A 26,096-nucleotide genomic window follows, 5' to 3' on the forward strand; every position below is an offset into this window, starting at 1 on the left:
CTAGCGTGCAGGGGATCTTGTACAACAACGTGCACAAACCGGTGGCAAGCAAGATGTGCAACCAGTGCCACGAAGAGTCCGCCTCGCCCAACGCCCTGAAGACCAAACGCCAGGGCGGCGAACTTTGCAAGGGTTGTCACAACGACATGTACAACTCGACCTTCGGCAAGAGCAAGGTCCACTCACCGCTGTTCAGTAAAAAAGGATGCCTCACCTGTCATAACCCCCACGCGGGTAGGGAAAAGGGGTTGCTGAAGGAGTCGATGCTGATTGTTTGCGGCAAGTGCCATGCCGACACTATTCAGCGACAGAACAAGTCCGTGACCAAGCATGAGCCGGTGGCTTCTGGTAACTGTACCGCCTGCCACGATCCGCATTCCTCGAACTACCAATTGCTCCAAAAGCAGGGCTCAGTCATCGACGTGTGTGCCACCTGCCACGATTGGATGAAGCACTCTACGCACCCGATCGGCGACAAGTACAAGGATCCGAGAAACAAGAACGCAACGCTTAACTGTTTGAGTTGCCACCGTTCTCATGGGACCGAGTACAAAGGTCTGATGCCGTTCAACACGGTAAGTGAACTGTGCGTCCAGTGCCACGAAAAATTCCGGAGGTAATTGACATGCGAGCCTTGATATACGCCAACCTTCTGCTTCTGGTCCTGCTTGTGCCGGTCCAGTCATTTGCCGCTGGGTCACTTAAGCTCCGGTTCCTTACCACCATCAGCGCCGATGACAAGGAGGGGCTCATCAAGAGCCCCGAGGGTGTCGCCTGCAACGACCAGTCTGATGTCGTGGTCGCCGACACAGGCAACGGACGGCTTCTGCGTTACACCTTTCAGGACAGGGCTCTCAAGGGGGGGCAGGAGATTAAACTCCCCCAGGTTCAGTTTCCTGTTAAAGTGCAGTTCGGCGCAAAGAACGACATCTTTGTCCTTGACAGCAAGCAACAGAAGGTTGCACATCTCAACCCTGATGGCAGCTTCGCCGGTTTCGTGACCCCCTATGGTGTGACTAAACCGGATAAGTACCTCATCAAGAGCTTCAAGGTGGATGGCGCTAACAATATCTACCTTCTTGACATAAGCGGCGAGCGCGTGCTGCATGTGGCCGTGGACGGTAAACTTCTTGGCCAGATACCGTTCCCTGCGGGATTTGGTTTTATCACGGACCTTGCTGTGACTCCTGGCGGCGACGTCATCCTGCTCGATTCCGTTGGTGCCAGACTGTATGTGGCAAAAAAGGATGCCACCCAGTTCACGCCGCTCACCAAGGATCTGCATGACTACATGAATTTCGCCAGTTATGTGACTGCCGCTAGCCGGGGAGGGGAATTCTACCTGCTGGATCAGGATGGCGGTGCCGTCGTGACCATAGCCCCAGATGGCAGCTTTCAGGGGCGCCAGTTGGGCCTGGGCTGGAAAGCCGGCCAGTTGTACTACCCTAGCCAGGTTTGCTTTGACAAAAACGGGAATGTCTTCATAGCCGATCGTGGAAATTCCCGGGTGCAGATCTTCGAAAGCTTCAAGTAGCCCTTGTAAAGACCGTCACCTCCATACCAACGGGTGATCTGTCACCCGGACTCTTGCATGGCTGAGGATAACGACGATGAAGAAATCTCTGCCCGGTTTTGTTCTGTTGGCATCTTCTCTAATCTGTTCCCTTGCAATTGCAGCCAGCAATTTGGACATGGCCGAAAAAGCCCTAAACGCCGGAGATTATGAAACGGCCTTGCAACTCTACCGGGCGGATGGCGGGGCGCAGGCCCTCAATAACATTGGCCTTATGTACTACAGAGGAGATGGTGTTCGTCAGGACAAAGCCGAGGCGGTGCACTGGCTCTTGAAGGCCGCCGTTCTCGGTAATGAGGATGCTCAGGTGAACCTCGGGCAGATGTATAGAACCGGCGACGGCGTGGAGGAAAATCCCGCTGAGGCCGTAAAGTGGTACCGCAAAGCAGGTGCGCAGGGCAACCAGGAGGCGCAGGCCGAGCTTGAGCGTTTGTACGCCCTTAAAGAAGACGTAGAGACCAAATGGTACCGTCGTGACGCCGAGCGCGGAATGGTGCGCGCCCAGGTCAATCTGGGCCTGATCTATTACTTAGGTCGGGATCTCGGGGTGGACAAGCGCGAAGCTGCCCTCTGGTTTAGCAAGGCTGCCGGACAGGGCGATGCTCAGGCGCAATACTACTACGGCCTGATGCTTTCTGAAGGTGACGGCATCGATCCGGACGCGGTAGAGGGCGCCAGGCTTTTGCTGTCAGCTGCCAAGGCTGGGCACGGCGATGCGCAGTACCAGATTTCAAAGTGCTACCTGCATGGTAAAGGCGTCGCTCGCAACGCTGACGAGGCTGTGGCATGGCTTCGCAAGGCTGCAGCGCAAGGTAACCATAATGCAGCATCTGAACTTCAGTTGCTCGGGAAGTAGGCGAAGGTCCGCAAAAGCCGTCAGAAAATGTGTCAAAATTCAGGAACATAGTAGGTCAGGAGGTAGGGTGTGAAAAGATTAGTTGTGGGAATTCTGGTGTTTGTTTCCCTGGCCACCGTCATATCGTGCAGCAAACCCGAAAGCAGGCTTCTTGGCAAATGGGTAGGCAAAAGCGGCAGCTTTCAGTTCAATGAAAACAAGACCGGGATCATGAATCCCCCCGCTGGTGTGAATCTTCCGCACGACATCCGGTTTGTCTGGGCGCTACGTGATGATGATTCCATCCAGTTGAGCATTCAGCCCCCGGTGGGGAAAAACGTGCTCGCCAGATTCCAAGGCAAGAAAGTTCTCGTCATCGAGGACGACAAGTTCGTGAAGGAGTAGGCATAACTTTTATGGACGAAGTAAAGGTATTACCAAGGCGCCAAGGAGAACTTGATGAAAAGAAGAATCTTTAATAAGTACATACTCTCCACTGCTGTTATTGCCGGAGTTTGCTTTTTAACGTCGCCGGTTCGAGCCGACTACGGCAAAGGGCGTGAGCTGTACCTCATGAAGGACTACCAGAACGCCATGAAAGAATTCATGTTCGACGATGACCAAGGCTCGCTTTATATGGTCGCTTATATGTATGAGCACGGCGAAGGCGTCACGGAAGATGGTGTGAAAGCTAGTGAATGGTATATGAAAGCGGCCGAGAAAGGGTCTGTCAAGGCCATGTACCGGCTGGGTGTGATGTATGCCAATGGTTACGGGGTCGACAAGGATGAGAGCGAGGCGATAAAGTGGTTCAAAAAAGCTTCTTTCAAGGGTTTTGCCCCTGCCAAAGACGCTTTGAAAAGGCTCACGAAGGGAGCTGACTAGGGGATTTCAGCTGCGTTGAACATCGATGGCATAAGAAAAAGCCTCCCAAAGATATCGTCTTTGAGGAGGCTTTTTTGTTGCTATAACCTGCCGCAATTATATCTTTTCGAACTGGAGCACGGTCATTTCAGGATGATTAGGGACATAAAGGAACGACACCTTTGTCTGCTTTCCGTTCCAAACGTAGGTCGACATATGCGAACCCTGCTTGCCTGCCTTCCCTTTGCCGTACTGCTGAATGAACTTTTGCTTTAGTTTCTCCACGCCTGTTTTGGTTACGTATTTACCTTCAAATGTGACAGCGACGCTCACCATCAAGCCGTCCTTGAAGACAAACATGCGAGACGCTATGGTTTCATCCGGTTTCTCCTGGGTGTACACCATCTGCTTGTTGTACTCTGTCATTTTACCCTTGGGGTATGCTTCCACGATTTTGTGAAACATGGTGCCCCATCTGATGTCCTCATAGCCGTTTGGAATGGTAGCGGCATGGCAGTTGATGGACAGTAAAAGCAGTGCGATAGCCAGTAAAGCGGTGGTAAATCTCGTCATTCGAATTGGTCCTCTAGTAATTGGAATAGGCATAACCCCGGCTATTTATAACACTGTCGATCAGATATTAATAGCTTTTACTACCATTGATTCCAATTAGACTTGCCCCCCGCTGGCTATCAATCTTTGGCGTGGCACTTATTGCAGAGACTTCTTTGATACACGGCGAAATCAGATGCTCTTCTGCCATACATCGCCATCTTCACTTCGGTAGAGGTCCGTCCCTGCGCTATGGCTGCAGGGGCACCGTTATCCGTGCCTGGATACTTTCCGTCGTACACGATAAAGGTCGTGTTGGCGTTCCACCTCATGCTGCTGTCCCAACCGGAGGCATGGGCACGGTGGCAGGACAGGCACATGACGTTGGAGTCCATCGTAGCACCGCTTCTGTTCGAGCCGTTGCTGTTGGCTGTCGACTTGAGCACTGAGTAATCATCTGTTCCCATTTCAAAAGGCACCAGAGAGCTGTAGGCGGTCGCGGCGGAGCCATTCAGGTTTCCTGAGGAGAGATAGGCATTGTAGTTGTAGGTGATCTCTGCGCTCAGTTTGCCTTGTTTCCCTGAGGGGTGCTGGGTGGCTCTGCCGGTGCCGGCATCGTGAATCGAGCCATGGCAGTTGCTGCACCATTCGGACACCCCGCTTCCATAGGCGACTCGTGTATCAGTTGAGGATTCCTCCCTGTTATAGGCCGATGGCGCTACCGCAGTCGGCGGGTCGGCGGTGAACTCGACGCCGGGCGCGGCACGAAATCCCTTGCCTGCCAGCATCCTGTAGACGCTGACGGTGCTGAATGCATCTGGCTCGGGACTGTTATTGTAGGAGCCTGAGGCGATGATGGGTTTGCCGGCATTGCTGATCGCTCCGTCTACGGACCTACGGTAGTTGCCGTGCGGGTCGTGGCAGCTGATACAGGATAACGCGTTGGCAGGGAAGTTACCCCCCGGCGCTGTCGAAAGTTTGGTGTCCGCTGAATAGCCGTAATCCGCAGCTACTATGTTGTGACCGTGGCGCTCTCCCTGGCTGGCTTCTTTATCCCGGCCTTCACCGGACCATCGGTAGTTTTTTTTCAACCAGCCGAAGTCACCGCCGGGGGTGAGTTCTCTTGGAGCGACCCCTTCGACTAACTCGATACCGCTGGTAGCGACTTGATAGGGTTCGTGTTGAAACCCTTCGGGGGACTGGTGGCACCGGAGGCACGTGGAACTTGCATCGCTACCTAACAGGTTACCGCGTCGGGGTGCTCCACTGTCGACGGCGCCAGTTGAATGACACTCATTGCACTCTCCGGTGCCGCCGTTATGAAAGGGCTTGGCGTTGCCGCTCAAATATGCTGCATGGGAATTGTTGGCCCAGAGAAAGATGCTTGCGGTCGTCAATAGACGGATTGCAAACATTTTGGTTGACTTGTGCTTAAGGCAGGTCGTGAGCATGATGGTTTTCCTCCCTCATTTTGGCTTTCACTGACTACCTGTACAAATTGTACGCCAGATGATACTTAATAGGGGAGGAGTCAGCATCTCGTTGAATTTAAAGCGAAATATGCGTTAGTCAAAAAAACTATGAAAAAGGTTATCCTTTTGCAGCTGTTCTACAAACAGGCAAAGGTCTGATCAGATCTTGCCTCTTGTGGAGTAAGCTGCAGGAATTATAAATGTTTTGCGAGGTGGGTGGCGCGGTGCAGGTTTTGAACAGTGCAGGGGCGCCGGGGCAGCAGGCCATTTACTGCCCCGGCTGAAGAGGTGCATTTTCAGAGAAAACAGGGGGACGGCTGTCTCTGAAAAGGCATTTTGGGGGGAAGGGTTACTTTAAAACGATGACGAGGGCCCGGCGGTTTTTTTTGCGACCGGCCTCTGTCGCGTTATCGGCGATCGGTTCGGAACTGCCCATGGTGCGAATTTCGAACCGCTCGGCAGAGAGATTGTACATTTTCATCAGGTACTGCTTTGTTCGCACTGCGCGTTTCTCTGAAAGCGCGAGGTTGTGGTCATCGCTGCCGGTAATATCGGCGTGTCCATGGATCTGTGCAATGATCTGTGGGTTTCGCTTCATGAACAGGCCGATTTTTCTACCCACATCGGTGAAGCTCGGTTTGATTTTGTAGCTGTTGCGGTCGAACTCGAAGGTGGCTTTGAGCAATGGGGCGGCAACTGCCACGGAAGGTGTTGACGCTGGTTTTTTTTCAGCTTCTGGTTCTATTTGTTTTGCCTGGTCTGTTGCTTCGGTGCTGGCGTTCTCTCGTGGTGCCGGTGCCGTTTTTGCAATTTCTGCAGCCACAGGGGGAGGCTGCACGCTTGATGCAGAGGAGGCAATGCCGGGCGTGGCGATCGCTGGAACGTCAAGACTCTGCGGCGTCTTTGCAACAGTTGCAGGCGCGGGGGATGATGGGGATACGGGGGATACGGGAACTGGCTTAGGAGTTTCCCTATGCGTCATAACAGGCTGGTCTTTAGCCGTTTGTGTCGGCAGGCTAGTCGAGGCAGCGGTGGACGCAGGATTCGTCACAGGTGTCGCTGTGGCAATCTGTGGGCGTGCCCTGTGGCGGGGCTGCTTCTTTTCTCCGCCGAAGACGAAACTTACCCCTGCAGTTAATTCGAAACTGTTTCCCTGGCTGCTTGCGGCGACATCCCGGAAATCAAACCTGAAGGCGACATCCTTTTTTATGAAGTACTTGGCTCCGAGACCGAAGTTTACTAAAGGGCTCGATGACCCTTTGTCAGCTATGAGTCCGCCAGCACCGAACGTCAAGAATGGAGTTAAATTGGGGCGTTCGAGAAAAGGATAAATAGTCTGAATGGTGACTAGGTATAGGGTAGTGCTGCCTGACGATTTTGCGTCGGCACCTACCATGCTGATGTCTCCCTCAATCCCAAAAGCGTCTGTCAGTTGTTTGTCAACCTTAACCCCTGCCATTAAGCCAGGCTTGAGGGAACTGAAGCTGCCTGGACTGAAGATACCTACTACAGGGGTTGTGGTGAAACTGTCGTATTTGTCCGCCGCTAGGCATTGCGTGTGTAGAATCAGCAGCAAGGCAATCAGTGCCGGTGGAATGAACACGCGCGTTATAGCATTCATTATTGCGATCCTTTTCATGGCATTGTATTCGGCTCACACAGGAAACGCCGCATCTCGCATCCCGCGCTGCGGATTTGTTGTAATGCCTAATGACTTCAAGTGCGTGGAATATACTTTATTTATCAGCAAGAGTCAAAAGCTGTGTGAAGCCAATCTTATCCTCTTCTATAGCATGGGCCTCCTAATAGTTTGGGGCGGCGCTAACCGCCGAGAGGCAGATCTTTGGAAATGGTAGGATTCGCTTCCGCATTCACACAATTTTATTAGGCCGTGCCACCCCTCTAGAACCTGTGGATGTGAAAATGCCGCTTGGATGATTCTGTCACGGAGGATGTTTTTCTTCGCACACATATCTGCTTGTTTCCGTGTGGCCAGTAGTGGTATTTTGTTTGGCGATGAAACGATCATGCCTGGTATTTGGCACCACTTCAAAAGCGAGGAGTTGTGATGAAAAAAATGATAAGCATGTTGACCGCAGTCCTAGTAACTTCTGCTCCTGGGTTTGGGGCCTGCTCCGATGTTCCCCTGAACAGCATGGGGGGCGCCATGGCGGTGAACTCTGGGGTGACTGGCAAGGTTGTAGAGACAACGACTGCAGGGGATTATACCTATATCAACCTAGAGAAAGACGGTAAAAAGGCATGGGTAGCTTGTCCTCCCATGGCCAACGTGAAGTTGGGGCAGCAACTTGGGTTTACGGGATGCACTCCCATGATGGACTTTGAAAGCAAGGCTTTGAAACGGACTTTTGATCTGATCATGTTCTGCGGTGCTCCGCTGTCTGAGGCGCAGACGGATTTACTCAGCAAAAAGTCGACCGGTAGCAGCGGACAGGTGCCGGAATCGAAGGAACAGATCGTTGTTGAAGCGGCTAAAGGTGCTGACGCACACACTATCGCAGACATTTATGACAAAATCGACGAACTTGACAAACAGACGGTCTCGGTTTCTGGGAAGGTGATGAAGGTCACTCCCCGGATTATGGGCCGGAACTGGCTTCACATACAGGACGGCTCCGGTTCTGCAATGCAGAAAAACAACGATCTGGTGGTTACCACGAATGCCCTACCAAACGTTGGGGACGTGGTGACCATATCTGGGACCCTAGCCAAGGACAAAGATTTCGGGTCTGGATACAAATACAGGGCCATTCTGGAACTTGGAAGCGTGAAATCCAAATAGGAGGGGACGGCAAGATGACCTGAACGGTGAAGGGATATGGCCCCGGATTGCTGAAGTTGCCAATCTCCAGGCGTAGAAAATAAATCTCGACCGGCGCCTTCTTGTGAAAGATCGGCGCCGGTTTTCATTTCACCCCACACGCATGGGGAGGGTGGGATTACACCTTGTCGATCAGCGCGAGGAGTTCCCCTGTCTTCTCGTTCATAAGTGCCTGATCGCCCCTCGACTCGACGTTAAGCCGCAGCACCGGTTCGGTGTTGGAGCAGCGCAGGTTGAAGCGCCATTGTGCGAACTCCATACTCATTCCGTCGGTGTCGTCGATGCTCAAGGCGCTTTCCCTGTGGGTCTTGCCGATCCGCTCGATGGCGGCTAACGGGTCGGCGAGCTTTCTGTTGATCTCGCCGCTGGCCGGGAAAAGGCGCATCCTCTCCTCGACCAGTTCTTCCAGCGTCTTCCCTGTTTTCCCCATGATGTTCAGGACCAGGAGCCAGGGGACCATGCCGCTGTCGCAGTAGGCGAAGTCGCGAAAATAGTGATGGGCGCTCATCTCGCCGCCGTACACCGCATCCTCGGCCCTCATCCGCTCCTTGATGAAGGCGTGTCCAGTCTTGCTCATCACCGGCACGCCCCCCGCCGCCGTCACCACGTCGACCGTATTCCAGGTGAGCCTCGGGTCGTGTATGATCCGGGCGCCGGGGTGCTTCTGCAGCATGGCGGCTGCCAAAAGCCCGACGATGTAGTACCCCTCGATGAAGTTCCCCTTGGCGTCGAAAAGGAAGCAGCGGTCGAAATCGCCGTCCCAGGCAAGCCCCAGGTCCGCTCCATGCGCCAGTACCGCCTCGGCCGTGGCGGAGCGGTTCTCAGGCAGCAGGGGGTTCGGAATGCCGTTGGGGAAGGTGCCGTCGGGCTCGTGGTGAACCTTGACGAAGCTGAAGGGGAGGCGGGATTCAAGGAGATCGATGGTTCTCCCTGCGCAACCGTTGCCGGCGTTGACCACGATCTTGAACGGCTTCAGCGTGTCCGGGTCGAGATAGCCCAAGAGATGCGAGACGTAGCTCTCCTCGATGTCGAACGGGTGCACGCTACCCTTCGCCGAAACCTCCCCGAACCGGTTTTGCTCGGCCAGGTCGCGGATGGCGTTCAGGCCGGTGTCGCCGCTGATGGGGCGGGAGCCTTCGCGCACCAGTTTCATGCCGTTGTAGTCCATGGGGTTGTGGCTCGCGGTTACCATGATGCCGCCGTCCATCTTCTCGCTGAAGGTGGCGAAATAGACCTGCTCGGTGCCGCAGATGCCGATGTCGTACACCTCCACCCCGCTGTCGGTAAGGCCGTTGGCGAGCGCGGTGCAGAGCGAGGCGCTGGAGAGGCGCACATCACGCCCGACGATGACCTTCTTGGGTGCGAGGAAAGTGGCGTAGGCCCGGCCGATGCGGTAGGCGAGGTCCTCGTTCAGCTCATCAGGGACTCTCCCCCTGATGTCGTAGGCTTTGAAGCAGTGCAGGTCGCTCACCAGAAAATTCTCCCCATACATTTAAGGGGGACAGGCTACTTTTTGGTCTGAAAAACCAGCCTGTCCCCTTTTATTTATTTCCGGAAGTTGCCCTGGTTCTCCCGGAACCACTGGTAAGACTTGGCGATGCCGTCCTTCAGTGTCACCTTCGCTTCCCATCCCAGCACCTTCATCCGGGATACCTCTTGCAGCTTTCTCGGGGTACCGTCGGGCTTGCTGGTGTCGAAGATAAGCTGCCCCTCAAAGCCGACTATCTCGCGCACAGTTTCCGCCAGCTCCCTTATGGTGACGTCGACGCCGGTGCCGAGGTTCACGAAACAGGGCTTCGGGTAGGTGGTGAGTTCTTCGGTTATGGTGCTGTCCGGCAGATTCATGAGGTGGAGGCAGGCCTCAGCCATGTCGTCCACGTACAAGAATTCGCGGCGCGGGGTGCCGGTCCCCCAGACCACGACCTCCGGCTGTCGCTGCTCCCTTGCTTCGTGGAACCTGCGGATCAACGCGGGGAGCACGTGGGAGTTGGCCAGGTCGAAGTTGTCCCCGGGGCCGTACAGGTTGGTCGGCATTACCGCGATGAACTTGGTGCCGTACTGGCGGTTGTAGGCTTCGCACATCTTGAGGCCGGCGATCTTGGCGATGGCGTAGGGCTCGTTGGTCGGCTCAAGCGGCCCGGTCAAAAGGTGCTCCTCTCGCATCGGCTGCGGCGCGTGCTTTGGGTAGATGCAGGAGGAGCCAAGGAAGAGCAGGCGCTTCACACCGTTTAAGTGAGCCTGGTGGATCACGTTGTTCTGGATTACCAGGTTCTGGTAGATGAAGTCGGCAGGGTAGGTGTTGTTGGCGTGTATCCCTCCCACCTTGGCCGCGGCCAGTACGACATACTCCGGTTTTTCGCTTTCGAAGAAGGCCTTGACCCCGATGTGGTCGGTGAGGTCGAGCCGCTTTTTCTCCGGGGTGAGGAGATTGCGATAACCGGCGCTTTTGAGGCTGCGTGTCAGCGCGGAACCGACAAGCCCTTTGGAGCCTGCGATAAAAATCTTGGCGTTGGTATTCATATTGGAACTGACGGTCCTCGCTGCTACTCGTGATAGCTGTAGGTGCTGAAGCCGTGATGCTTGCAGAGCTCGTCGCGGCGCGCTTCCTCCAGATCCGAATGCACCATTTCGGCCACCAGTTCCTCGAACGTGGTCTTCGGAACCCACCCTAGTTTCTGCCGTGCCTTGCTCGGGTCTCCCAAGAGGGTTTCCACTTCGGTCGGCCTGAAGTAGCGGCGATCCACTTTCACAATGGTCTGTCCCACTTGCAGGTGGCCGGCGGCGCCCCCCTCGGTCTTGGTGCCGTGGCTGTCTATGGACGCAACGATGCCGATCTCGTTGACGCCTTCGCCCTCCCAGCGCATGCCGATGCCGACCCCCTTGGCCGCTTCTTCAACCATCTGCCGGACGGAAAACTGCTTACCCGTGGCGATGACGAAATCATCCGGCTCATCCTGCTGCAGCATGAGCCATTGCATCTCGACGTAATCGCGGGCGTGCCCCCAGTCGCGCAAGGCGCTCAGGTTGCCGAGGTAGAGGCAGCTCTGCAGCCCAAGGGAGATGCGGGCTATGGCACGGGTGATCTTCCTGGTGACGAAGGTCTCTCCCCTGATCGGGGACTCGTGGTTGAAGAGGATGCCGTTGCAGGCGTACATGCCGAAAGCTTCACGGTAGTTGACCGTGATCCAGTAGGCGTAAAGCTTCGCAACCGCGTAGGGGGAGCGGGGGTAGAAGGGGGTTTTTTCCGATTGAGGCACTTCCTGCACCAACCCGTAGAGTTCGCTGGTGGAGGCCTGGTAGAACCTGGTCTTTTTCTCCAGCCCAAGGATCCGGATCGCTTCCAGTATCCGCAGCGTCCCGAGCCCGTCGGCGTTTGCCGTGTACTCGGGGGTCTCGAAGGAAACGGCGACGTGCGACATTGCGGCCAGGTTGTAGATCTCGTCGGGCTGCACCTGCTGAATGATCCTGATCAGGTTGGTGGAGTCGGTCAGGTCGCCGTAGTGGAGGATGAAGTCGCGGTTCTCGATGTGCGGATCCTGGTACAGGTGGTCGATCCGGTCCGTATTGAAGAGCGAGGCGCGGCGCTTGATGCCGTGCACGACGTAACCCTTTTTGAGCAGGAATTCGGCGAGGTATGCACCGTCTTGTCCGGTAACGCCTGTGATAAGAGCTACTTTTGCCATGTAACTATCTCCTCTTTTGTTCCGTCGAAGTTCCTGAAGCCGTTCTCGGCCGCACGGCCATGCTTGAACCGCTGCGGGAGATGCCTCTGTCTGAGCCGATCCGGCCCCGCCCCTGTTTGGGGGACCAAGGGGACCGACAAGGGGGCAGCCGAAACCGCGGCAGGGGTGGGTAGCGTCCGGGAAAACCCTCGTGAAGAAGCGCTGGATGGGCCGGCGGCAGGGTGGGATCCTGTGCCGAAGGCGACAGATATTAGTAGTTTAATATGAGGTAAAAAGCAACCAAAAAAGGAGCAGAGTGCCAGGGTTTACGCGGGATTACGCCGCTTTGCGGGGTGCGGCTGCATGCAAAAATGGAAGCGGAGCTTCGGTATGGCGATATGCAAGGAACCAGCAGTTGCACGGCAGAGGGTTCCCAAACTGGAGCTTGGGAGTCAGGGGGGAAAGGAAGGCCTCGATGGTTTCGCCACGAGGCCTTCATGTTTAGGCAGCTATATGTCGGTGAATTCGGAGTCGACGTAGTTGCGGTAGCCGGTGGTGGTGTGGCAGCGGACGCAGTCGTCTTGCACTGTGTTCGCGGGGGAGGCCGGCGCCGAGGTTCCCATGGTCTTGAAGTCGAAGGTGGTAAGTGCGCCGGCGATCTGCGGTTTTCGTTATTTGGCGACAGGGCCACCAGAGAAGATGATCTTGTCGAAGGTGCGATTGAGACTCTTGCTGACGAAGTTGGTCATCACGTTCCCCGGAAGGATGGCCATTTCATCGCCGACGTTGGCTTTCAAGCTAGAGACTGCCACCCAGGTCTTGTTGCCATCATGTTCCAGGCAGACATAGGTATATCCTCCTCCGCCGCCGGTGCGGCCGGTGCAGTCGGGGCTATGGCACCTGCCGAGAAGGTGATCTTTTCAAAGGTGCGGTTCAAGGTTTTGCTGCTGAAGTTGGCCATCTGGGCCCCGGGGAGCAGTTGCACCTCCTGGCCGACCGATACTTTCATTACGGGAGCCGCCACCCAGGTCTTCTGGCCGTCCTGCACCGGCCCTCAAGAAAGATCCTGAATCCCATGATTGCGGATCTGGCGCGCCACTTTATGGCCCAAGAAGGGTGGACGGGGTGGTGGGAAGTTATACGTATTTCTCCACCAGTTCCTCGATGATCTCGCCGATGGTGGTTCTACGGTACGCCGAGGCTATCTTTAGCTTCAGGTGCAGGTCCTGCCTGATGTTGGCGGTGAGGCGCACATCCCCCTCGGGAACGAGGCCAGAGACAGCCTTCACCGGCACCTTTGCCTGCTCTTTCTTGCGGGACGCCCTTTTCTCCGGTCTCTCACGGCGGACGGCAGCGGGGCTGTCGGCCGGCTTTGCTGCGGGGCGGTGGCGTGGGCGGGGTTCGGGCTGCGGCGGGGTCACCGGGGCTGCGAGCGGCTTTTCGGGCAGGAGTTCTCCCGATTCGAACAATCCCATCTGGTTTTCGGTATCCGACATGCTGCCCCCTCAACTGTTTTGATCGCCGCGCACTATACCAACTCAGGCCTGGTCCGGGCAACCGTTTTCAGGCTTTACAAAGGAATCGTTAATGATGTATCTTTCGGCGCGTGCGTCCGTAGCTCAGCCGGATAGAGCAGCAGGCTTCGAACCTGCGGGTCGGGAGTTCGAACCTCTCCGGGCGTGCCAGTTACTTCTTCTTCAGCTCGGCCTTTCTTCCTTCGTGCCAGATGCTGCCGCTCATGATGTACAGCGCACTCCCCTTGGAGCCGCTGTAGCCGATGCGCCAGCACCTGTTCTCCACCGTAGCGAATTGTTCCACGGGGTACCTGGGACCCGTCGCGGCTACCCATTTCCCCTTTTCCCTCCATATGAGTTCCATCTGCAGCTGCCGTTGGCTTCGATGCGCATTAGCCCTGCCGCAGTTGCGGAGCTGACATGGAGGATGTCCTACTCAGCTAGCCCGCTGGTGTGGCAGAGAAAACTGTATCAAGAGGGATTTTGCCGAAAAAGTGCTGTCATCCGGTTGATTGGAATGGGTCGGCGCTTGGGTGCCAATCCGGCAGACAATAACCCGATTCGCGTGGTATTGGCAAAGACAAAATGCCTTCTGTGGCAGTGGCCCACGCCGTTGCTGATTGACAGTTGTGAGTGCGTCTTTAGAATTGTCCAATTGTGGCAGGGGCAGTACGCAGAAGTGCCTGAAGCAGCGCTGGTAGCATCAATGGCAGCATCACCAAATTAGCTAGGGAGTGTAAGATGAATCCTGACCTTGCGAAATTGACTCCGGGGCAAAAGCTTATGAAGCAGGCGATACACGAGATAGATGATTATTTCGGAGAGGGTGTGGCTTTCAAGAACATCGAGTTTCTTGGTGGATACATGCAGACATTGGCCATTTTGGAACTGAAGGAAACCCTGAGGAACAAGCTCTAAAGCTAAAGGCGAGCCCGGCGGTAATTTGCTGCTTCCTCTAGGGCGACTGGGTTAGTCCCTTCGGGAGCGAGAACCAGAAGGTCGCTCCGCCATCGACTGCGCCCTCAGCCCAGACCCTGCCGCCGTGTCGCAGTACGATCCGCTGCACGATAGCCAGCCCGACCCCGGTTCCCTCGAACTCCTCATTGGCATGCAGACGCTGGAAAAGGCCGAAAAGCTTGCTCGCGTAAGCCTCGTCGAACCCGACCCCGTTGTCCCTTACAAAGATCTCTGTTTCCTGCTCCCGGTCGATGGCGCCAATGGCGATTTTTGCTTCTTCCCGCGACCGGGTGAACTTGACCGCGTTGCCGATGAGGTTGATGAGAACCTGACGCAGCATTGCTGCATCCCCTAGCACGATGGGGAGCGTGGCTACGTCCCATTGGATCTCCCTCTCTTTGCTATCGCTTTCCAGGTCGTTCACTATCTCTCTCACCAGCAGCCCCAGGTCCACCCACCCCTTCATCATTTCGCTGCGCCCCATGCGCGAGAAGGCCAGCAGGTCGTCGATCAGCAACCCCATCTTGTTGGCCGCCTCGCTGATTACCTCCAGATAGTGGCGGCTCTTCTCGTCCAGCACGTTCCCGGCCTTGGCGTTCAACAGGTCCACGAACCCGATGATGTGGCGCAGCGGGGCCCGCAGGTCGTGGGAAACCGAGTAGCTGAACGATTCCAGCTCCTTGTTGCTTGCCCCCAACTGCTCGAGCTGGTTTCTCAGGGCAAGGTTCAGCTCCAGTATCTTCGCCTCACCTTGCCTTTGGCTGGTTATGTCTCGGATCACGGCGAAGACCCAGGCCCCGTCCGGTGTCTCGATGGGGTTTAGCATGATGTCCACCGGGATCTCGTGACCATCCTTGTGGCGGCCGTACAGTTCGAGGCCGATCCCCATCTTGCGGGCGCGCGGGTCGGCGAAATAGTTGCGCCGGTGCTGACGATGGTGCTTGTGATAACGCTCCGGGACCAAGAGCTCGATGCGCTGCCCCAGCATCTCCTCCCGCATGTAGCCGAAGGTGATCTCCGCCTGCTGGTTCGTCCTGCGGATGACACCGTTGTCGTCGACCACTACGATGCCGTCCGGAGCCGTCTCGAAGAGCCGCTCCAGCATGTTGCGGCTTTTCACCAGCGCCTCGTCAGAGGCGCGTTTCTCCGTGTTGTCGTGTGCGATCAGCGCAAATCCGGCGAGGTTTTCTCCCTGATCGTAGATCGCGGTGAGCGTGATTGCAGCCCAGAAGCGGCTACCGTCTTTTTTCAGCCGCCACCCCTGCAGGTCCAGGCTCCCCAGCGAGCGTGCAATGGCGAGCTCCCTTTCTGGCGCCCCAGAACGCAGTTCCTCCTTGGGATGGAGCAGCGAGAAATGCTTTCCGATTACCTCGCTACCCCGATACTTGGCGATCTGCTCGGCCCCTGCGTTCCACGAGGAGATGTTTCCCTGCGGATCCAAAAGCGCCACGGCGTACTCCTTCACCTGCTCCACCATCAGCCGGAAGGGAAGCTCCCCCCGCTGTTGCCCGGGCTCCTGCTGGTTGCGCACCCCTGAATTGGCATTGCGATCTTTATCGGTCATGGCTTTTTCCTGTCCCGCGTCAACGGGGAGCTACTACCCGCTCGAAGCTCTGCATCCATGGCGTCTCGTCGCGCTCCAATCCGTTTCCGCTGTCGCTGCCCCGGTACTTGTAGGTGAAGCGGAGCCTGTCGCCCGGCTTGACCGCCGTCGGCAGCCGCACCGAGAATGGGGCGCTCTCGTCCAGCTTGAGATCGGTCGGTATGATGAAGCTCACCTCGCGCTGCAGCGGCTTTCCCTGCGGGTCAAGCAGTGCCACCCAGATCTCCAGGTCGCGCATCACGAAGTAGCGCACGTTTCGCACCACGCCGTCTATCGCCGTCCGGCCGTCCTCGACCCGGGTCTCCCACCCCATCGCCAGGTCGAACTGCTGATAATGCTCCGGCAGTGCGTTCATCCGCTGGCGGTAGTCGGTAGCAGTCGTGGCGCAACCTCCTAACAGCGTTCCCAGTAATAAAAGTAACGCGATCGTCATTCTCATTTGAATGCCCCTCCGTTTGGCGAATCTAATTGTACGCGAGGAGCAGGAATTGACAAAAAAAAGCTCCCCCGGCCAAGGCCAGGGGAGCGGTGAGGTGAGGTGAGGTGAGGTGAGCGTTTGTTAAAAACCCTCTCCTTCCATACCGCCGTTCTCCAAGGGGACGGGCACCTTCGGAGCCACTCCCCTTTGCTCTCCGCGCTTTTTCTGGAGCACTTTCAGTTCGGCGGCCTGCGCCGGGGTGAGCAGCGCCAGGAACTGCTTCGCTGTCCGCGCCCTGCTCACCGCCAGGTCCGCCTGCAATGCCGCCACCTTGGCCGCCTGCTCCCTGATGGCGGCTTCGTCGGCGCTCCCCGAGCGTACCAGGTCCTGCATCTGGCTCCGCTCTGCCCTAAGGCTCTCCATCAGCGGCTTATGCTCGGCGCGGCTGCTCTTGAACAGCGATTTCGCCTGGGCCTGCTGCTGCTCGGTCAGTTTCAGCTCACGCGCCATCTTCTTGAAAAAGTCGCCGCCCCGGTGCCCCTTTCTGTGCTTTTGATGCTGGCCGGCTTCGGGAGACGGATCCGTCCCGGTGTACCCGGCGAACGCGGTCTGGCCGCCAAAGGCGGCGGTTGCGGTGATGCAGGCAAGTAGGGCCAGTTTTCTCAGATCTCTTTTCATGATGAGGCTCCTTTGGATGTGTTCTTAGGTGCGCTAGGCACGATATGGTATGAAAGGTAGCCGACAATTGAGGAGGCAAAGTGGAAGAAGTGTGGAAATGCTATCTGGCTTTCGCTGTGAGAGTGGTCTTTTCTTTTTTGCGGGAGCTGAACTTGATATCGGAGAAATCCATTGATAGAATGTGCTAACGCTTGCAACAATGATCTCTTAGGGGGGTGCCATGAAAGTCCCGGTTGTGTTTGCAGATGAAAGACGCGGCTTGGTAAAGGCAGAAGATCTTCAGGAACTGATCGAGCAGGCTGCCATTGTCTCTTTCCTTCGCAGCGACGGCGAATGCGTTCAGATCGGTGCCGATGCTGTGAGAGGGATGGGGGGGAAGAAGTACCGCGGTCCAGAGCGCAGAGGCAACGTCCTTTTCTGCTGATCGCGCAGTTTCTAGCAAGAGCCACCGGCGCTGACCGAAGGCCGACCCTCATTTGGCCGGCCTTCGGCGTTTCAGGGCGCCGTCCCCCCACCTGATTTACCCCGTTGTTGCCCCTCCCTTTTTTCCTCCCCCTTGATCCGTGTTATACGAATCGCGACAAATTTACAAATTTGCAAAACAGAGCACCTCCCTTTCGCATATCTGCGAATGCCTTTCGAGCGAGCATTAGCAGTGATCAACGTGCTGATATTACGGACGCATTGGCTGAAAGCCGGCGCAGTCTCAGCGGTACCGCTTTTTGCTGTTATGCGAAAAATGGGGTAGGCGGTTACTTCCCCCGGCTTTCGCTTGGCATTGCAACTAGCTGTTTTTTCGTGTTTTTGCGGGATATACGAAACTTTAAAACGTTGGTATGCAAGTTGCTAACGTGAACGGTAAGAGCGGTCAATTCCAACATGGAGGTATAAAGGCATGTCCAAAACAACATCTAACAAGGGGTGGCAGGTAGTCATGGCCGGAACCGGAATCAACCTGGCGCTCGGGGTGCTGTATGCCTGGAGTATCTTCAAGGGTGCCATCAAGGCATCCATCGAAAAAGGCGGCCCGGATGCGTTCCAGTGGAGCCTGAGTTCCATCAACGACCCGTATGCTCTTTGCTGTCTCGCCTTTGCTTTTTCCATGATCCTGGCCGGCAAGTGCCAGGACAAGATCGGCCCGGCTAAGACCGCGTTGATCGGCGGCATCCTGGTCGGCGCCGGCTTCTGCCTCATGGGCTACTCCAACAGCTATGCAGCCTGGGTCACCGGCTTCGGCGTCCTGGCCGGCTCCGGCTTCGGTTTCGGCTACTCCGCCGCCACCCCTCCGGCGCTGAAATGGTTCTCATCCAAGAAAACCGGCCTCATCGCCGGCATCGTGGTCGCAGGCTTCGGGCTCGCGCCGGTGTACATCGCGCCGCTCTCCAGCTACCTCTTGGGCGCTTACGGCATCCAGCAGTCGATGTACATCCTCGCCGCCGGCTTCGCCGTCATCGTCTGCGGCCTCTCCTTCGCCTTGGCCAACCCGCCCAAAGGGTTCGTTCCCGCCGAGCCGGTGACGAAGGGTGAAGAAGGCAAACCCGCTCCCGCCAAGAAGGCGGTGCACGACGCGACCGTGTCCGAGATGCTCCGCTCCCCCAAGTTCTACATGCTGTGGACCACCTTCTTCATCGGTGCGGGCGCAGGCCTGATGGTGATCGGTTCCGTGGCAGGTCTCGCCAAGAAGAGCATGGGCCCCATGGCCTTCGTCGCCGTAGCCATCATGGCGATCGGCAACGCCTCCGGCCGCGTGGTTGCCGGCGTGCTTTCCGACAAGATCGGCCGCCGCGCCACCCTGACTATCATGCTCAGCTTCCAGGCGGTGCTGATGTTCGCAGCCGTCCCCGTCGTGGGCTCGGGTTCCGCGATGCTGCTGGTGCTCCTGGCCTCCCTGATCGGCTTCAACTACGGCTCCAACCTGACCCTCTTCCCCTCCTTCGCCAAGGACTACTGGGGCTTCAAAAACTACGGCCTCAACTACGGCGTGCTGTTCAGCGCCTGGGGCGTAGGCGGCCTCGTCATGGGGCGCGTCTCCGAGATGATGAACGCGCAGCCCGGCGGCCTGAACAAATCCTTCATCCTCGCTGGTTCCTGCCTTGCCCTGGGCACCATCGTCACCTTCTTCCTGCGTGAGAAGAAAGCGGTCGCTGTCGAGGCTACCGAGGTGGTCGGAGAGAAGGTCGCGGTCAAGGTTTCCGCCTAGTTTGGCTTTGGTATCAGGGTGATAAAAAGCGGGGCCATGCATTTTGTGCATGGCCCTTTTTTTAACTGATGCTATTATGGCGCACCTGCTGGGTTCACCTTCTTAATTAGTCGAGAGGATCTTCAATGGATACTTCCTACGTCACCATCATGCTGGTGGTCTTTCTCGTGCTGACCGGTCTCGCCATAGACATCGGCTACATGTATGTAAGCGACGAGGACTTGCAGCATTCCGCGGAAATGGCGGCCCTGAGCGGAGCCGAGTCGCTGAAGCAGCGGCTGCTCTTCCAGGCGCAGCAGTCCCCGGAAAAGCTGGCGCAGGTCTTCGCGGACCCTCTGCAGTCGGCGGCACGCAGCACCGCCGTGGACACCGCAACGGGAAAACACAGCGCCTCGGCACTCGTCGCCCTCATGAACGATAACGGCAACGCCCTCTCCGAAAACAACGACATAACGGTCGGCTTCTGGAACATGAGCAGCCGCAGTTACACCCCGGGGGGGACCCCAGTGAACGCGATGCAGGTGCGGGCGCGGCGAACGGCGGAAAGCAGCTCCGTAGGGCTTGGCAGCCTCGGCACTTTCGTCGCCAAGATAAGCGGTACCGCCTCCTTCGGCTCCACGCCGGTTGCGGTGGCGGCCCTGGTTCCGGGCACCCGCTCCAACATCGCCATCTGCGCCGCCGCCTGCGAGCCCTCCTGCAGCTATCCCGACGTCTGCAGCATCCCGGAACGAAAGATGAGCCATGCGCCATGGGATCCGCGCAGGGAAAATTCCAGCGCCAACCGCTACCTATACACCTCGCTTTTGCACCCGGTCACCATCACCAACACCATGTCCGACTTGGTCTGCCAGGAGATGCCGGTGCAGGAAGTCTGCGGCCTCCCCATCTTCACCGCCGCCATGAAGAGCGACGCCATCCTGCGCGACCTGAAGGCGATGATGTACGACCCGAACGTGGACAGCTCCAACAAGGAATACGACAACAACGGGAAGCTCGCGGGATGGTGGGTGGTGGTCCCCGCCACCGACTGCGCTGGCTTCCAGGCGGGCGAGAGCTTCGAGCAGCACACGGTGGCGAAGTACTCGCTGGTCCGCATAAGCAGGATCTGCGCCGGCGGTGAGCCCGGATGCGGCAAGGCCTCGGACCGCGCCGACCAGCCGGCAGCCGCCTGCGTCCCCGGCGGGGAAGGGCTCTATATCGACCGCATCTCCTGCGTCGGCTGCGACAACGTCTCGAAGGGGCAATTCTTCGGGCTGCGCCCGGTCCTGGTCAACTAGCGGCACGCCATGGCATGCCAAAGCGAACAGCCGCCAAGCGAACTGGTCCAGGCGGTAGAGGAATTCAACCGCGGGGAGTGGTTCGACTGCCACGAGACACTGGAAGAGCTCTGGGTGGGGGAGAAGGGGGAGCTGAGGGACTTCTACCAGGGGGTGCTGCAGATCGCGGTCGCGCTGCATCACTGGCATAACGGCAACTTCAAGGGCGCCCTCATCCTGCTGCAAAAAGGCGGCGACTGTCTGCGGCGCGTGTCGGCTGTCTGCCTGCAGGTGGACGTGGCGCGGCTAAGGGACGATGCCGCTGCGTTCCTCGAAAAGCTTTCCGCAGCGGGCGAGGAGCGCATGGCCGAGGTGGAGCCAAGCCTGGCGCCCAAGCTGCATCTGTTTTCTTGAAACAAAAACAGCCGCCTTCCGGTCAACCCGGGGGCGGCTGCTCTTTTTGCGAGGTTCAACGGTGCCTCTACTTGAGGATGGTGACCTTGCCGTCGTCCAGGTCGTACTTGGCCGAGACGATCTTGATCTTTCCTTCCTTCACCAGGTGCGCGACGATCTTGGACTTCTTGGTCAGGTCGGCAGCCACATCCTTGGCGTTTTGTTCAGCGGCGCACTCGATGATTTCCTCTTTGGATTTCCCCTTGCACTTAGCCTTGGCCTTCTTGGCTGCGGGCTCGATCGCCTTCACTATGGCCTCGATATTCCCTTCAGCCTTGCCTTTGGCCCCGACGGTTGCGGTCACTGCGCCGCAACGCTCATGCCCCAGCACCATGACTAGCGGGGATTTCAGGTGTTCCGCCGCGTACTCGACGCTTCCCAGCACCAGCGGGTCCGCCACGTTGCCGGCTACGCGGATCACGAACACCTCGCCCAGAGCCTGGTCGAAGACGATTTCGGGCGGAACGCGTGAGTCGGAGCAGGAGAGGATGATGGCGTACGGCTGCTGCCCTTTAGCCAGTTTGCCGCGGGCCGTAGCGTCGCAAAGAGCCGACGAATGCATTTTGCTTTCCACGTAGCGGTTGTTGCCGTCGATCAGTTTCTGCAGTGCCTCGTCGGCGCTGATCCCTGCGCCCGCGCCCGAGGCGAAAGCGATGCCTACCGTTGCTGCCAGCGCCGTTGCCAGCGCCGCGATCCTGCCTGCCACCTTGCTGCTTTTCATGGTTGCTCCTCCTTTTGATGGGAATCTGGAATACCCGTAACTCTCTTCGGGTGAACGACGCTTTCGCGCGACCTAAAAAAGCGAATTAATTTACATGAAAAAGGTAATTATTCCAAATTAATTCTTTTATTGCCTTTGCTGTGCTTTGCTGGAGGGGCTACAGCTGAAGGGGACGAGGGCGTTGTCGTGTTGACAACCGGTGACGGTTCGGGCACATTAGGCGGGTCGAAAATCCGAAGGAAAAGAGGTTCTTCAAAGATGTTCTGGCTGCAATTGGCAGGTGTGGCGGCGCTCGTCACCGTAGGGATATTCGGTATCGCATTTCTTGAAGAGAAGCTGGTGAGCGGTCCGCGCCGCCGGCAACTCCAGGAGAAGGCCCGCGAAAAAATAAACGCGGGCACCCGCCGCGAGGAATAGGGGCTCCATAGCTTTTCTCCACCACATCACCCCGCGCGGCGTCGGTCTTTGGCACGCAGCACCTTTCGCCAATCCCCGTGCCGCCATGGCTTCACTGCTCCCGCTGCATTAATCCGCCGTCCCACCCCCTGACTTTTCCACTATCCTCACCTCGTTTCTTCATCCGCTGGCAAGGCGACTTACCTGCGACTTACCGGTCCGCATAGCGGCCTCATCCGCACTGCTGCGGCAAGAAGTGCTGCACAAACAATAGGCTAGTCTGCCTCTTTTTTCATTGGAATGGTAACAGGGACAGCGCAAGCGCTCTGTGCAGTTCTCATGAAATTGATGACTTAACGAGGCTTTGCCGGTGTGGCATGGCTTCTGCTATCTCTGGGCAGGACGCGAAGCACAACGAAGTGCAGCGGACGATTAGGCAGGCAATGGCGCCTCTCCACCTTGGTGGGAGGCGCCTTTTTTTGTTCATCGAAAGGGGGAGGATCAGCCGCGGCGGCTGACAGGCTCACACGGTTAAGGCAGTACCAAATCCAAAATTACAAAGGAGTAAGCAGATGAAAAACAGCATGAAGACCCTGATTATGGCAACGGCGCTGACCATGGCAACCACCGGAATCGCAATGGCGACCCCTTCCACCCAGATCTGGATCCCGTCGACGGACGTCCAGGGTTACAAGAGCCTGCACCTGGGCATCGACAACTACACCCGCACCTCCAACAACTCCGCCGTGAGCCACGTCTACGACCTTGGCCTCACCGCCGGCGTGCTTCCCTTCGAGAAGCTGCAGGGCGAGGTCGGTATCGACTACATCACCAACGGCAACAACGGTTACGACAGCCAGCCGCTCTACTTCAACGCCAAGTTCGGCACCCCCGAGGGCTCCCTCTTCGAAGGCTCGCCGGCCCTTGCTGTAGGCGGTTACGGTTTCGGCACCAACAGGGATCATGGGAGCGCCTACCGTACCGACCAGGATGTAGTCTACGGCCTGGCGGCCAAGACTCTTCCCGTGGTAGGGCGTCTTTCCGCCGGCTACTACGTCGGCAACGACAAGCTCTTGCTGGACGTCAACGGCAACAAAGAGAACGACGGCGTGCTCCTTTCCTGGGACCGCACCATGAGCGAGATCTCCGACAAGCTCTGGGTTGCAGTCGACTACCAGGGTGGCGACAACGCCCTCGGCGCACTGAGCTTCGGCGCTTCCTGGGCCTTCGCGAAGAACGTCTCCGTCATCTTCGGCTACGACATCTACAACGAGAAGAAACTGGCAGGCAAGAATACCTTCACCACGCAGCTCGACATCAACTTCCCGTAGACTGTCAGTTCCATGATGTTTTGGTGTGATGCAAAGAGGAGAGGGGAGACTGGTCCCTTCTCCTCTCTTTTTTGGGCTGAGGAGGTACTGTCTCAGGGAAGCGCCGTCACTCTTTGAATTTTTTTGATAAAAGGGTTGACTGTAGTTGGAAGCCTGTGGTACAAGTTTGGACTCAATGACGCGGGGTGGAGCAGTCTGGTAGCTCGTCGGGCTCATAACCCGAAGGTCACAGGTTCAAATCCTGTCCCCGCAACCAAAACGATATTAGGGACTTGCGCTAACCGGCAAGTCCCTTTTTGCGTTTCCTGGCCCGATTTCCCCCTGATTCTTCCCCTGGTGACCGGAAAAACATGCGATACATGGGACCTGCCGCCCGACCACGAGGAGGCGGAAAAATGGCGTGTCTCAGAAAGAAGGGCAACAGGTACTACATCAAGGATTACGTCGGCGGCAAGGAGAAGTGGCTGGCAACTGGGTCGGACGTTTTCAAGATCGCCGACCACATGCTAACGCAATACAAGCTGGAAAAGGCGCAGGGCCTAAGCCCGTTCCCGACGGAGACCCCTTTGGAGGATGCGCTCAAAGGGTTTTGCAAGCATCTTCGGGGCGTTTTGCGGCCGGAGAACTATAGTAAAGACCTTTCCCGCCTGCGGATGATTTTTGGCCATGCCTGCGCCGACCTTGGACGCTCCGACGTTGAGGCTGAACCGGACCCTCTGCCGAACGACGATCTTGTTATCAAGGTCAAAAACCTCGAAGATCTTACCACGTGCAAGGTCACCGATTTCCTTGACGACCAGGCCGAAGAACGTGGCCTTTCCCCCAAAACTCTTAACAACTACCGCGAAATGCTTCATCGCTTCGTCAGTTGGGCCATATCGCAGAAGGGCAAACGATTTCCCGGCCGCATCAACCCTATCGATGAGGTCGCTGTTCGCGAAGTGAAGCCGGTGCCCATCAGTTACCTAACCATGAATGAGATCCGGCAGCAACTCGCAGGACTGGATACGTTTCCCGTGCTACAGGTGATGGTGGCCATACTGATCTATGCGGGGTTGCGGCGCGAGGAGCTTCTGTGGCTCAGGACGGGCGACATAGTGAAGTGCAGTGATGGCTTCAGGATTTTGGTGCAGGCAAAGATCGTTGACGGGGTGTACTGGAGGCCAAAAAACAAGGTTGACCGGTATGTTCCTGTTAGTCCCACCCTGTTGCCGTATCTGGAAAGGGTACTGCCTACAGATCCCGAAGACCGCTGGTTGTTCACCACCCCTACCGGAATGCGCTGGGATGGTGACAACTTTAGCGCCATGCTGCGTGAGGCAAATCAGGCTGCGGCGAACAAACTGGCGGAAGAGGGGGAGGTGCCGATGCCGATATGGAGTTGCCTCGACTTCAGGCATACCTTCGGCACCATGCTGGCTTCGCATAACGTAAGCCTGTACATCATAGCGGAATGGATGGGAAATTCACCAGAGATCTGCAAGAAGCATTATGCGAAACTGATCCAAAACTTGACAGACCGATATGTCGACTTCATGAATCCTCTTGGGGCTGTTGCAGTGACGTCCCGCTCATGCGAAATTGTGCCAGATCCGCCGACTGTGCAAGCGCACGAGACGGACTCATTGCCGGTACTGCTTACGGTCGAACTGCCCCGATCCCGACCGCGCCTGCGGCTGGTGGTGAACCGCTAGCCTGGTCGGAAAAAACAGAACAGCCCCGGGGGACTTGCGGATCTCCGGGGCTGCTCTTTCTTGCGGGGTGGTATTCGATTGTGGGGTGTCGGCTAGGTTAGCCGACGGTTTTCATAGGCGATCACCTCCTTCAGCAAGTACCTGACTGAGCCGTTTTTGCCCTCACCGGCGGGGAAAAACTGCTTGAATTTTTCGCGCTTGGCGACTCGATCCACCGAGGACCTGGAGGTGTCCCACCGCTTGGCTACGTTGATTGGGCTGATGTACCGGCCGCAGCTCTCGGTGGCGTTGCGCTGTTGCACCGGTGCTCGGCTTGTTTCCTGTTTCGGGCGAGCGGTTGTTGCCTTGCTTTTCGGTCTGGTTGTTTTGGGCATTCGATTCTCCTGTACAATTGATCAATATGGTTGTATCGTATGACCAATGCGGTTTAATTGCAATAGGGCGGAGCAAAAAAACTTTTTGCACTGGAGGATGCAGTCATGGGATATGGTGGCAACTTGCGGCAGATAATTGGTGCTCGATTAGCCGCGCTGAGGGCGGCGAAAGGCTTCACGCAGAAGCAATTGGCAGAGATCCTTGGCGTCTCGGGTACTTTCGTAAACCGAATAGAATCAGGGGCCAAGGCTGTGCCCGACGGTCAGATGGAGACGTTGCTGGACGCTTTAGGAGCTTCGGTCGATGATCTTTTGCAATCCGAAAAGGTCGAGACGACTCCAGAGGAAGAGGCGCTCAGGGAGATTGCGCAGGTATTTTACTGTGCTGGTGAAGATGAGGCGAGACTGGGGCAGGGGCTGCTGAACTGCTTCTTGAAAGGAGCACCAGGGGAGAGGGTGATGCTCCTAGATGCTCTTCAGGATGTGCTGGCGGCACGATCCATCCGCTCGATTGCAGAGATGCAGCTGATTGCGGCTATAAAGAACTACATCAGAGCAAACACCAAGGACAAAAACGCCGGGGCTGTCGAGGAAAACCATGCGTGACGGTCCAAGACTGCTGGTAAGGCGAAGTAACAGGCGTAACGAAGTTACAGTGCGCTAAATCTTGTGATTACGCCATGTTGTTTGGCTGTTGTTGT

Annotated in this window: 29 protein-coding genes and 2 tRNA genes; 17 read left to right on the forward strand and 14 right to left on the reverse strand. The window is 57.0% G+C overall.

Annotated elements, in window-relative coordinates; genetic code table 11:
• The 5 genes from K419_RS0114555 to K419_RS22125 all read left to right on the forward strand — a co-directional run.
• On the forward strand, positions 1–620 hold a 620-nt coding region (locus K419_RS0114555), incomplete at its 5' end, for a cytochrome c3 family protein (protein ID WP_026842236.1).
• A 5-nt stretch (positions 621–625) separates the two neighbouring features.
• Positions 626–1,534: an NHL repeat-containing protein gene (locus tag K419_RS0114560; protein ID WP_026842237.1), complete on the forward strand. Its 909-nt coding sequence runs from the start codon at positions 626–628 to the stop codon at positions 1,532–1,534.
• A gap of 76 nt (positions 1,535–1,610) precedes the next feature.
• Complete coding sequence (locus K419_RS22120; protein WP_051293049.1) at positions 1,611–2,429, forward strand: tetratricopeptide repeat protein; 819 nt, start codon at positions 1,611–1,613, stop codon at positions 2,427–2,429.
• 69 nt (positions 2,430–2,498) lie between these two features.
• Complete coding sequence (locus K419_RS0114570; RefSeq protein ID WP_026842238.1) at positions 2,499–2,813, forward strand: hypothetical protein; 315 nt, start codon at positions 2,499–2,501, stop codon at positions 2,811–2,813.
• Positions 2,814–2,867: 54 nt separating this feature from the next.
• Positions 2,868–3,293, forward strand: a complete 426-nt coding sequence (locus K419_RS22125) for a tetratricopeptide repeat protein (RefSeq protein WP_051293051.1) — start codon at positions 2,868–2,870, stop codon at positions 3,291–3,293.
• Positions 3,294–3,389: 96 nt separating this feature from the next.
• Here K419_RS22125 and K419_RS0114580 read toward each other — a convergent pair whose 3' ends face one another.
• The 3 genes from K419_RS0114580 to K419_RS0114595 all read right to left on the reverse strand — a co-directional run bounded on the left by K419_RS0114580 (position 3,390) and on the right by K419_RS0114595 (position 6,917).
• Positions 3,390–3,845 (reverse strand): hypothetical protein, encoded by a 456-nt coding sequence (locus tag K419_RS0114580; RefSeq protein ID WP_026842239.1) that lies wholly within the window; start codon positions 3,843–3,845, stop codon positions 3,390–3,392.
• A 119-nt stretch (positions 3,846–3,964) separates the two neighbouring features.
• Positions 3,965–5,275 (reverse strand): hypothetical protein, encoded by a 1,311-nt coding sequence (locus K419_RS0114585; protein ID WP_051293053.1) that lies wholly within the window; start codon positions 5,273–5,275, stop codon positions 3,965–3,967.
• A 370-nt stretch (positions 5,276–5,645) separates the two neighbouring features.
• Complete coding sequence (locus K419_RS0114595) at positions 5,646–6,917, reverse strand: OmpA family protein (RefSeq protein ID WP_026842241.1); 1,272 nt, start codon at positions 6,915–6,917, stop codon at positions 5,646–5,648.
• Between the two features lie 447 nt (positions 6,918–7,364).
• On the opposite strand from K419_RS0114595, the gene K419_RS0114600 reads away from it, so the two are divergent.
• On the forward strand, positions 7,365–8,099 hold the full coding sequence (locus tag K419_RS0114600; protein ID WP_026842242.1) for an OB-fold nucleic acid binding domain-containing protein: 735 nt from the start codon (positions 7,365–7,367) through the stop codon (positions 8,097–8,099).
• 157 nt (positions 8,100–8,256) lie between these two features.
• Here K419_RS0114600 and K419_RS0114605 read toward each other — a convergent pair whose 3' ends face one another.
• The 5 genes from K419_RS0114605 to K419_RS0114635 form a co-directional block, all read right to left on the reverse strand.
• Positions 8,257–9,609, reverse strand: coding sequence for a phosphohexomutase domain-containing protein (locus K419_RS0114605; protein ID WP_026842243.1), 1,353 nt, complete (start codon positions 9,607–9,609; stop codon positions 8,257–8,259).
• 74 nt (positions 9,610–9,683) lie between these two features.
• Entirely contained in the window at positions 9,684–10,658 is a 975-nt protein-coding gene (locus K419_RS0114610) for a GDP-L-fucose synthase family protein (RefSeq protein WP_026842244.1), read from the reverse strand.
• A gap of 23 nt (positions 10,659–10,681) precedes the next feature.
• A complete protein-coding gene (gene gmd / locus K419_RS0114615; RefSeq protein ID WP_026842245.1) occupies positions 10,682–11,821 on the reverse strand; it encodes a GDP-mannose 4,6-dehydratase in 1,140 nt (379 codons plus the stop codon).
• Between the two features lie 772 nt (positions 11,822–12,593).
• Positions 12,594–12,809 (reverse strand): hypothetical protein, encoded by a 216-nt coding sequence (locus K419_RS22815; RefSeq protein WP_156912216.1) that lies wholly within the window; start codon positions 12,807–12,809, stop codon positions 12,594–12,596.
• 127 nt (positions 12,810–12,936) lie between these two features.
• Positions 12,937–13,296, reverse strand: coding sequence for a hypothetical protein (locus K419_RS0114635; RefSeq protein WP_026842247.1), 360 nt, complete (start codon positions 13,294–13,296; stop codon positions 12,937–12,939).
• Positions 13,297–13,408: 112 nt separating this feature from the next.
• On the opposite strand from K419_RS0114635, the gene K419_RS0114640 reads away from it, so the two are divergent.
• Positions 13,409–13,485 (forward strand) — tRNA-Arg (locus K419_RS0114640).
• A 1-nt stretch (position 13,486) separates the two neighbouring features.
• Here the strand turns inward: K419_RS0114640 and K419_RS0114645 are convergent.
• Positions 13,487–13,678: a hypothetical protein gene (locus tag K419_RS0114645; protein ID WP_026842248.1), complete on the reverse strand. Its 192-nt coding sequence runs from the start codon at positions 13,676–13,678 to the stop codon at positions 13,487–13,489.
• 377 nt (positions 13,679–14,055) lie between these two features.
• Between K419_RS0114645 and K419_RS23860 the strand changes: the two genes are divergently transcribed.
• Complete coding sequence (locus tag K419_RS23860; RefSeq protein WP_012529572.1) at positions 14,056–14,232, forward strand: hypothetical protein; 177 nt, start codon at positions 14,056–14,058, stop codon at positions 14,230–14,232.
• Between the two features lie 37 nt (positions 14,233–14,269).
• Here K419_RS23860 and K419_RS0114655 read toward each other — a convergent pair whose 3' ends face one another.
• The 3 genes from K419_RS0114655 to K419_RS0114665 form a co-directional block, all read right to left on the reverse strand.
• Positions 14,270–15,835, reverse strand: a complete 1,566-nt coding sequence (locus tag K419_RS0114655; RefSeq protein WP_026842249.1) for a sensor histidine kinase — start codon at positions 15,833–15,835, stop codon at positions 14,270–14,272.
• A 19-nt stretch (positions 15,836–15,854) separates the two neighbouring features.
• A complete protein-coding gene (locus K419_RS0114660; protein WP_026842250.1) occupies positions 15,855–16,313 on the reverse strand; it encodes a hypothetical protein in 459 nt (152 codons plus the stop codon).
• Positions 16,314–16,433: 120 nt separating this feature from the next.
• Positions 16,434–16,970, reverse strand: coding sequence for a Spy/CpxP family protein refolding chaperone (locus K419_RS0114665; RefSeq protein WP_026842251.1), 537 nt, complete (start codon positions 16,968–16,970; stop codon positions 16,434–16,436).
• 220 nt (positions 16,971–17,190) lie between these two features.
• Here K419_RS0114665 and K419_RS0114670 point away from each other — a divergent pair, with 220 nt between their 5' ends.
• The 4 genes from K419_RS0114670 to K419_RS0114685 all read left to right on the forward strand — a co-directional run bounded on the left by K419_RS0114670 (position 17,191) and on the right by K419_RS0114685 (position 20,840).
• Positions 17,191–17,394, forward strand: coding sequence for a GSU3473 family protein (locus K419_RS0114670; protein ID WP_026842252.1), 204 nt, complete (start codon positions 17,191–17,193; stop codon positions 17,392–17,394).
• A gap of 471 nt (positions 17,395–17,865) precedes the next feature.
• Positions 17,866–19,170, forward strand: a complete 1,305-nt coding sequence (locus K419_RS0114675) for an L-lactate MFS transporter (RefSeq protein ID WP_026842253.1) — start codon at positions 17,866–17,868, stop codon at positions 19,168–19,170.
• A 125-nt stretch (positions 19,171–19,295) separates the two neighbouring features.
• Positions 19,296–20,447 (forward strand): Tad domain-containing protein, encoded by a 1,152-nt coding sequence (locus tag K419_RS0114680; RefSeq protein ID WP_026842254.1) that lies wholly within the window; start codon positions 19,296–19,298, stop codon positions 20,445–20,447.
• Between the two features lie 9 nt (positions 20,448–20,456).
• Positions 20,457–20,840, forward strand: a complete 384-nt coding sequence (locus K419_RS0114685) for a DUF309 domain-containing protein (protein ID WP_026842255.1) — start codon at positions 20,457–20,459, stop codon at positions 20,838–20,840.
• 67 nt (positions 20,841–20,907) lie between these two features.
• Here the strand turns inward: K419_RS0114685 and K419_RS0114690 are convergent, their stop codons facing one another.
• Positions 20,908–21,600 (reverse strand): carbonic anhydrase, encoded by a 693-nt coding sequence (locus K419_RS0114690; RefSeq protein WP_026842256.1) that lies wholly within the window; start codon positions 21,598–21,600, stop codon positions 20,908–20,910.
• Positions 21,601–21,858: 258 nt separating this feature from the next.
• On the opposite strand from K419_RS0114690, the gene K419_RS23865 reads away from it, so the two are divergent.
• The 4 genes from K419_RS23865 (at position 21,859) to K419_RS0114715 (ending at position 25,021) form a co-directional block, all read left to right on the forward strand.
• On the forward strand, positions 21,859–22,017 hold the full coding sequence (locus K419_RS23865; protein ID WP_015838381.1) for a hypothetical protein: 159 nt from the start codon (positions 21,859–21,861) through the stop codon (positions 22,015–22,017).
• Positions 22,018–22,568: 551 nt separating this feature from the next.
• Complete coding sequence (locus tag K419_RS0114705; protein WP_026842257.1) at positions 22,569–23,327, forward strand: hypothetical protein; 759 nt, start codon at positions 22,569–22,571, stop codon at positions 23,325–23,327.
• 179 nt (positions 23,328–23,506) lie between these two features.
• Positions 23,507–23,583, forward strand: a tRNA-Met gene (locus K419_RS0114710).
• A 139-nt stretch (positions 23,584–23,722) separates the two neighbouring features.
• Positions 23,723–25,021, forward strand: coding sequence for a tyrosine-type recombinase/integrase (locus tag K419_RS0114715; RefSeq protein WP_026842258.1), 1,299 nt, complete (start codon positions 23,723–23,725; stop codon positions 25,019–25,021).
• A 92-nt stretch (positions 25,022–25,113) separates the two neighbouring features.
• Here the strand turns inward: K419_RS0114715 and K419_RS0114720 are convergent, their stop codons facing one another.
• Positions 25,114–25,395 (reverse strand): hypothetical protein, encoded by a 282-nt coding sequence (locus K419_RS0114720; RefSeq protein ID WP_156912217.1) that lies wholly within the window; start codon positions 25,393–25,395, stop codon positions 25,114–25,116.
• 105 nt (positions 25,396–25,500) lie between these two features.
• Here K419_RS0114720 and K419_RS22820 point away from each other — a divergent pair, with 105 nt between their 5' ends.
• Positions 25,501–26,001 (forward strand): helix-turn-helix domain-containing protein, encoded by a 501-nt coding sequence (locus tag K419_RS22820; RefSeq protein WP_051293055.1) that lies wholly within the window; start codon positions 25,501–25,503, stop codon positions 25,999–26,001.
• Positions 26,002–26,096: the final 95 nt, after the last annotated feature.

The sequence above is a fragment of the Citrifermentans bremense R1 genome, from assembly GCF_000426865.1.
Classification (GTDB): domain Bacteria; phylum Desulfobacterota; class Desulfuromonadia; order Geobacterales; family Geobacteraceae; genus Geomonas; species Geomonas bremensis.

Coding starts and splice junctions, on each gene's coding strand:
- K419_RS0114560 (WP_026842237.1), top strand. CDS start 626: ATGCGAGCCTTGATATACGCCAACCTTCTGCTTCTGGTCCTGCTTGTG.
- K419_RS22120 (WP_051293049.1), top strand. CDS start 1,611: ATGAAGAAATCTCTGCCCGGTTTTGTTCTGTTGGCATCTTCTCTAATC.
- K419_RS22125 (WP_051293051.1), top strand. CDS start 2,868: ATGAAAAGAAGAATCTTTAATAAGTACATACTCTCCACTGCTGTTATT.
- K419_RS0114580 (WP_026842239.1), bottom strand. CDS start 3,845: ATGACGAGATTTACCACCGCTTTACTGGCTATCGCACTGCTTTTACTG.
- K419_RS0114585 (WP_051293053.1), bottom strand. CDS start 5,275: ATGCTCACGACCTGCCTTAAGCACAAGTCAACCAAAATGTTTGCAATC.
- K419_RS0114595 (WP_026842241.1), bottom strand. CDS start 6,917: ATGAATGCTATAACGCGCGTGTTCATTCCACCGGCACTGATTGCCTTG.
- K419_RS0114600 (WP_026842242.1), top strand. CDS start 7,365: ATGAAAAAAATGATAAGCATGTTGACCGCAGTCCTAGTAACTTCTGCT.
- K419_RS0114610 (WP_026842244.1), bottom strand. CDS start 10,658: ATGAATACCAACGCCAAGATTTTTATCGCAGGCTCCAAAGGGCTTGTC.
- gmd (WP_026842245.1), bottom strand. CDS start 11,821: ATGGCAAAAGTAGCTCTTATCACAGGCGTTACCGGACAAGACGGTGCA.
- K419_RS22815 (WP_156912216.1), bottom strand. CDS start 12,809: ATGAAAGTATCGGTCGGCCAGGAGGTGCAACTGCTCCCCGGGGCCCAG.
- K419_RS0114635 (WP_026842247.1), bottom strand. CDS start 13,296: ATGTCGGATACCGAAAACCAGATGGGATTGTTCGAATCGGGAGAACTC.
- K419_RS0114645 (WP_026842248.1), bottom strand. CDS start 13,678: ATGGAACTCATATGGAGGGAAAAGGGGAAATGGGTAGCCGCGACGGGT.
- K419_RS23860 (WP_012529572.1), top strand. CDS start 14,056: ATGAATCCTGACCTTGCGAAATTGACTCCGGGGCAAAAGCTTATGAAG.
- K419_RS0114655 (WP_026842249.1), bottom strand. CDS start 15,835: ATGACCGATAAAGATCGCAATGCCAATTCAGGGGTGCGCAACCAGCAG.
- K419_RS0114660 (WP_026842250.1), bottom strand. CDS start 16,313: ATGAGAATGACGATCGCGTTACTTTTATTACTGGGAACGCTGTTAGGA.
- K419_RS0114665 (WP_026842251.1), bottom strand. CDS start 16,970: ATGAAAAGAGATCTGAGAAAACTGGCCCTACTTGCCTGCATCACCGCA.
- K419_RS0114670 (WP_026842252.1), top strand. CDS start 17,191: ATGAAAGTCCCGGTTGTGTTTGCAGATGAAAGACGCGGCTTGGTAAAG.
- K419_RS0114675 (WP_026842253.1), top strand. CDS start 17,866: ATGTCCAAAACAACATCTAACAAGGGGTGGCAGGTAGTCATGGCCGGA.
- K419_RS0114680 (WP_026842254.1), top strand. CDS start 19,296: ATGGATACTTCCTACGTCACCATCATGCTGGTGGTCTTTCTCGTGCTG.
- K419_RS0114685 (WP_026842255.1), top strand. CDS start 20,457: ATGGCATGCCAAAGCGAACAGCCGCCAAGCGAACTGGTCCAGGCGGTA.
- K419_RS0114690 (WP_026842256.1), bottom strand. CDS start 21,600: ATGAAAAGCAGCAAGGTGGCAGGCAGGATCGCGGCGCTGGCAACGGCG.
- K419_RS23865 (WP_015838381.1), top strand. CDS start 21,859: ATGTTCTGGCTGCAATTGGCAGGTGTGGCGGCGCTCGTCACCGTAGGG.
- K419_RS0114705 (WP_026842257.1), top strand. CDS start 22,569: ATGAAAAACAGCATGAAGACCCTGATTATGGCAACGGCGCTGACCATG.
- K419_RS0114715 (WP_026842258.1), top strand. CDS start 23,723: ATGGCGTGTCTCAGAAAGAAGGGCAACAGGTACTACATCAAGGATTAC.
- K419_RS0114720 (WP_156912217.1), bottom strand. CDS start 25,395: ATGCCCAAAACAACCAGACCGAAAAGCAAGGCAACAACCGCTCGCCCG.
- K419_RS22820 (WP_051293055.1), top strand. CDS start 25,501: ATGGGATATGGTGGCAACTTGCGGCAGATAATTGGTGCTCGATTAGCC.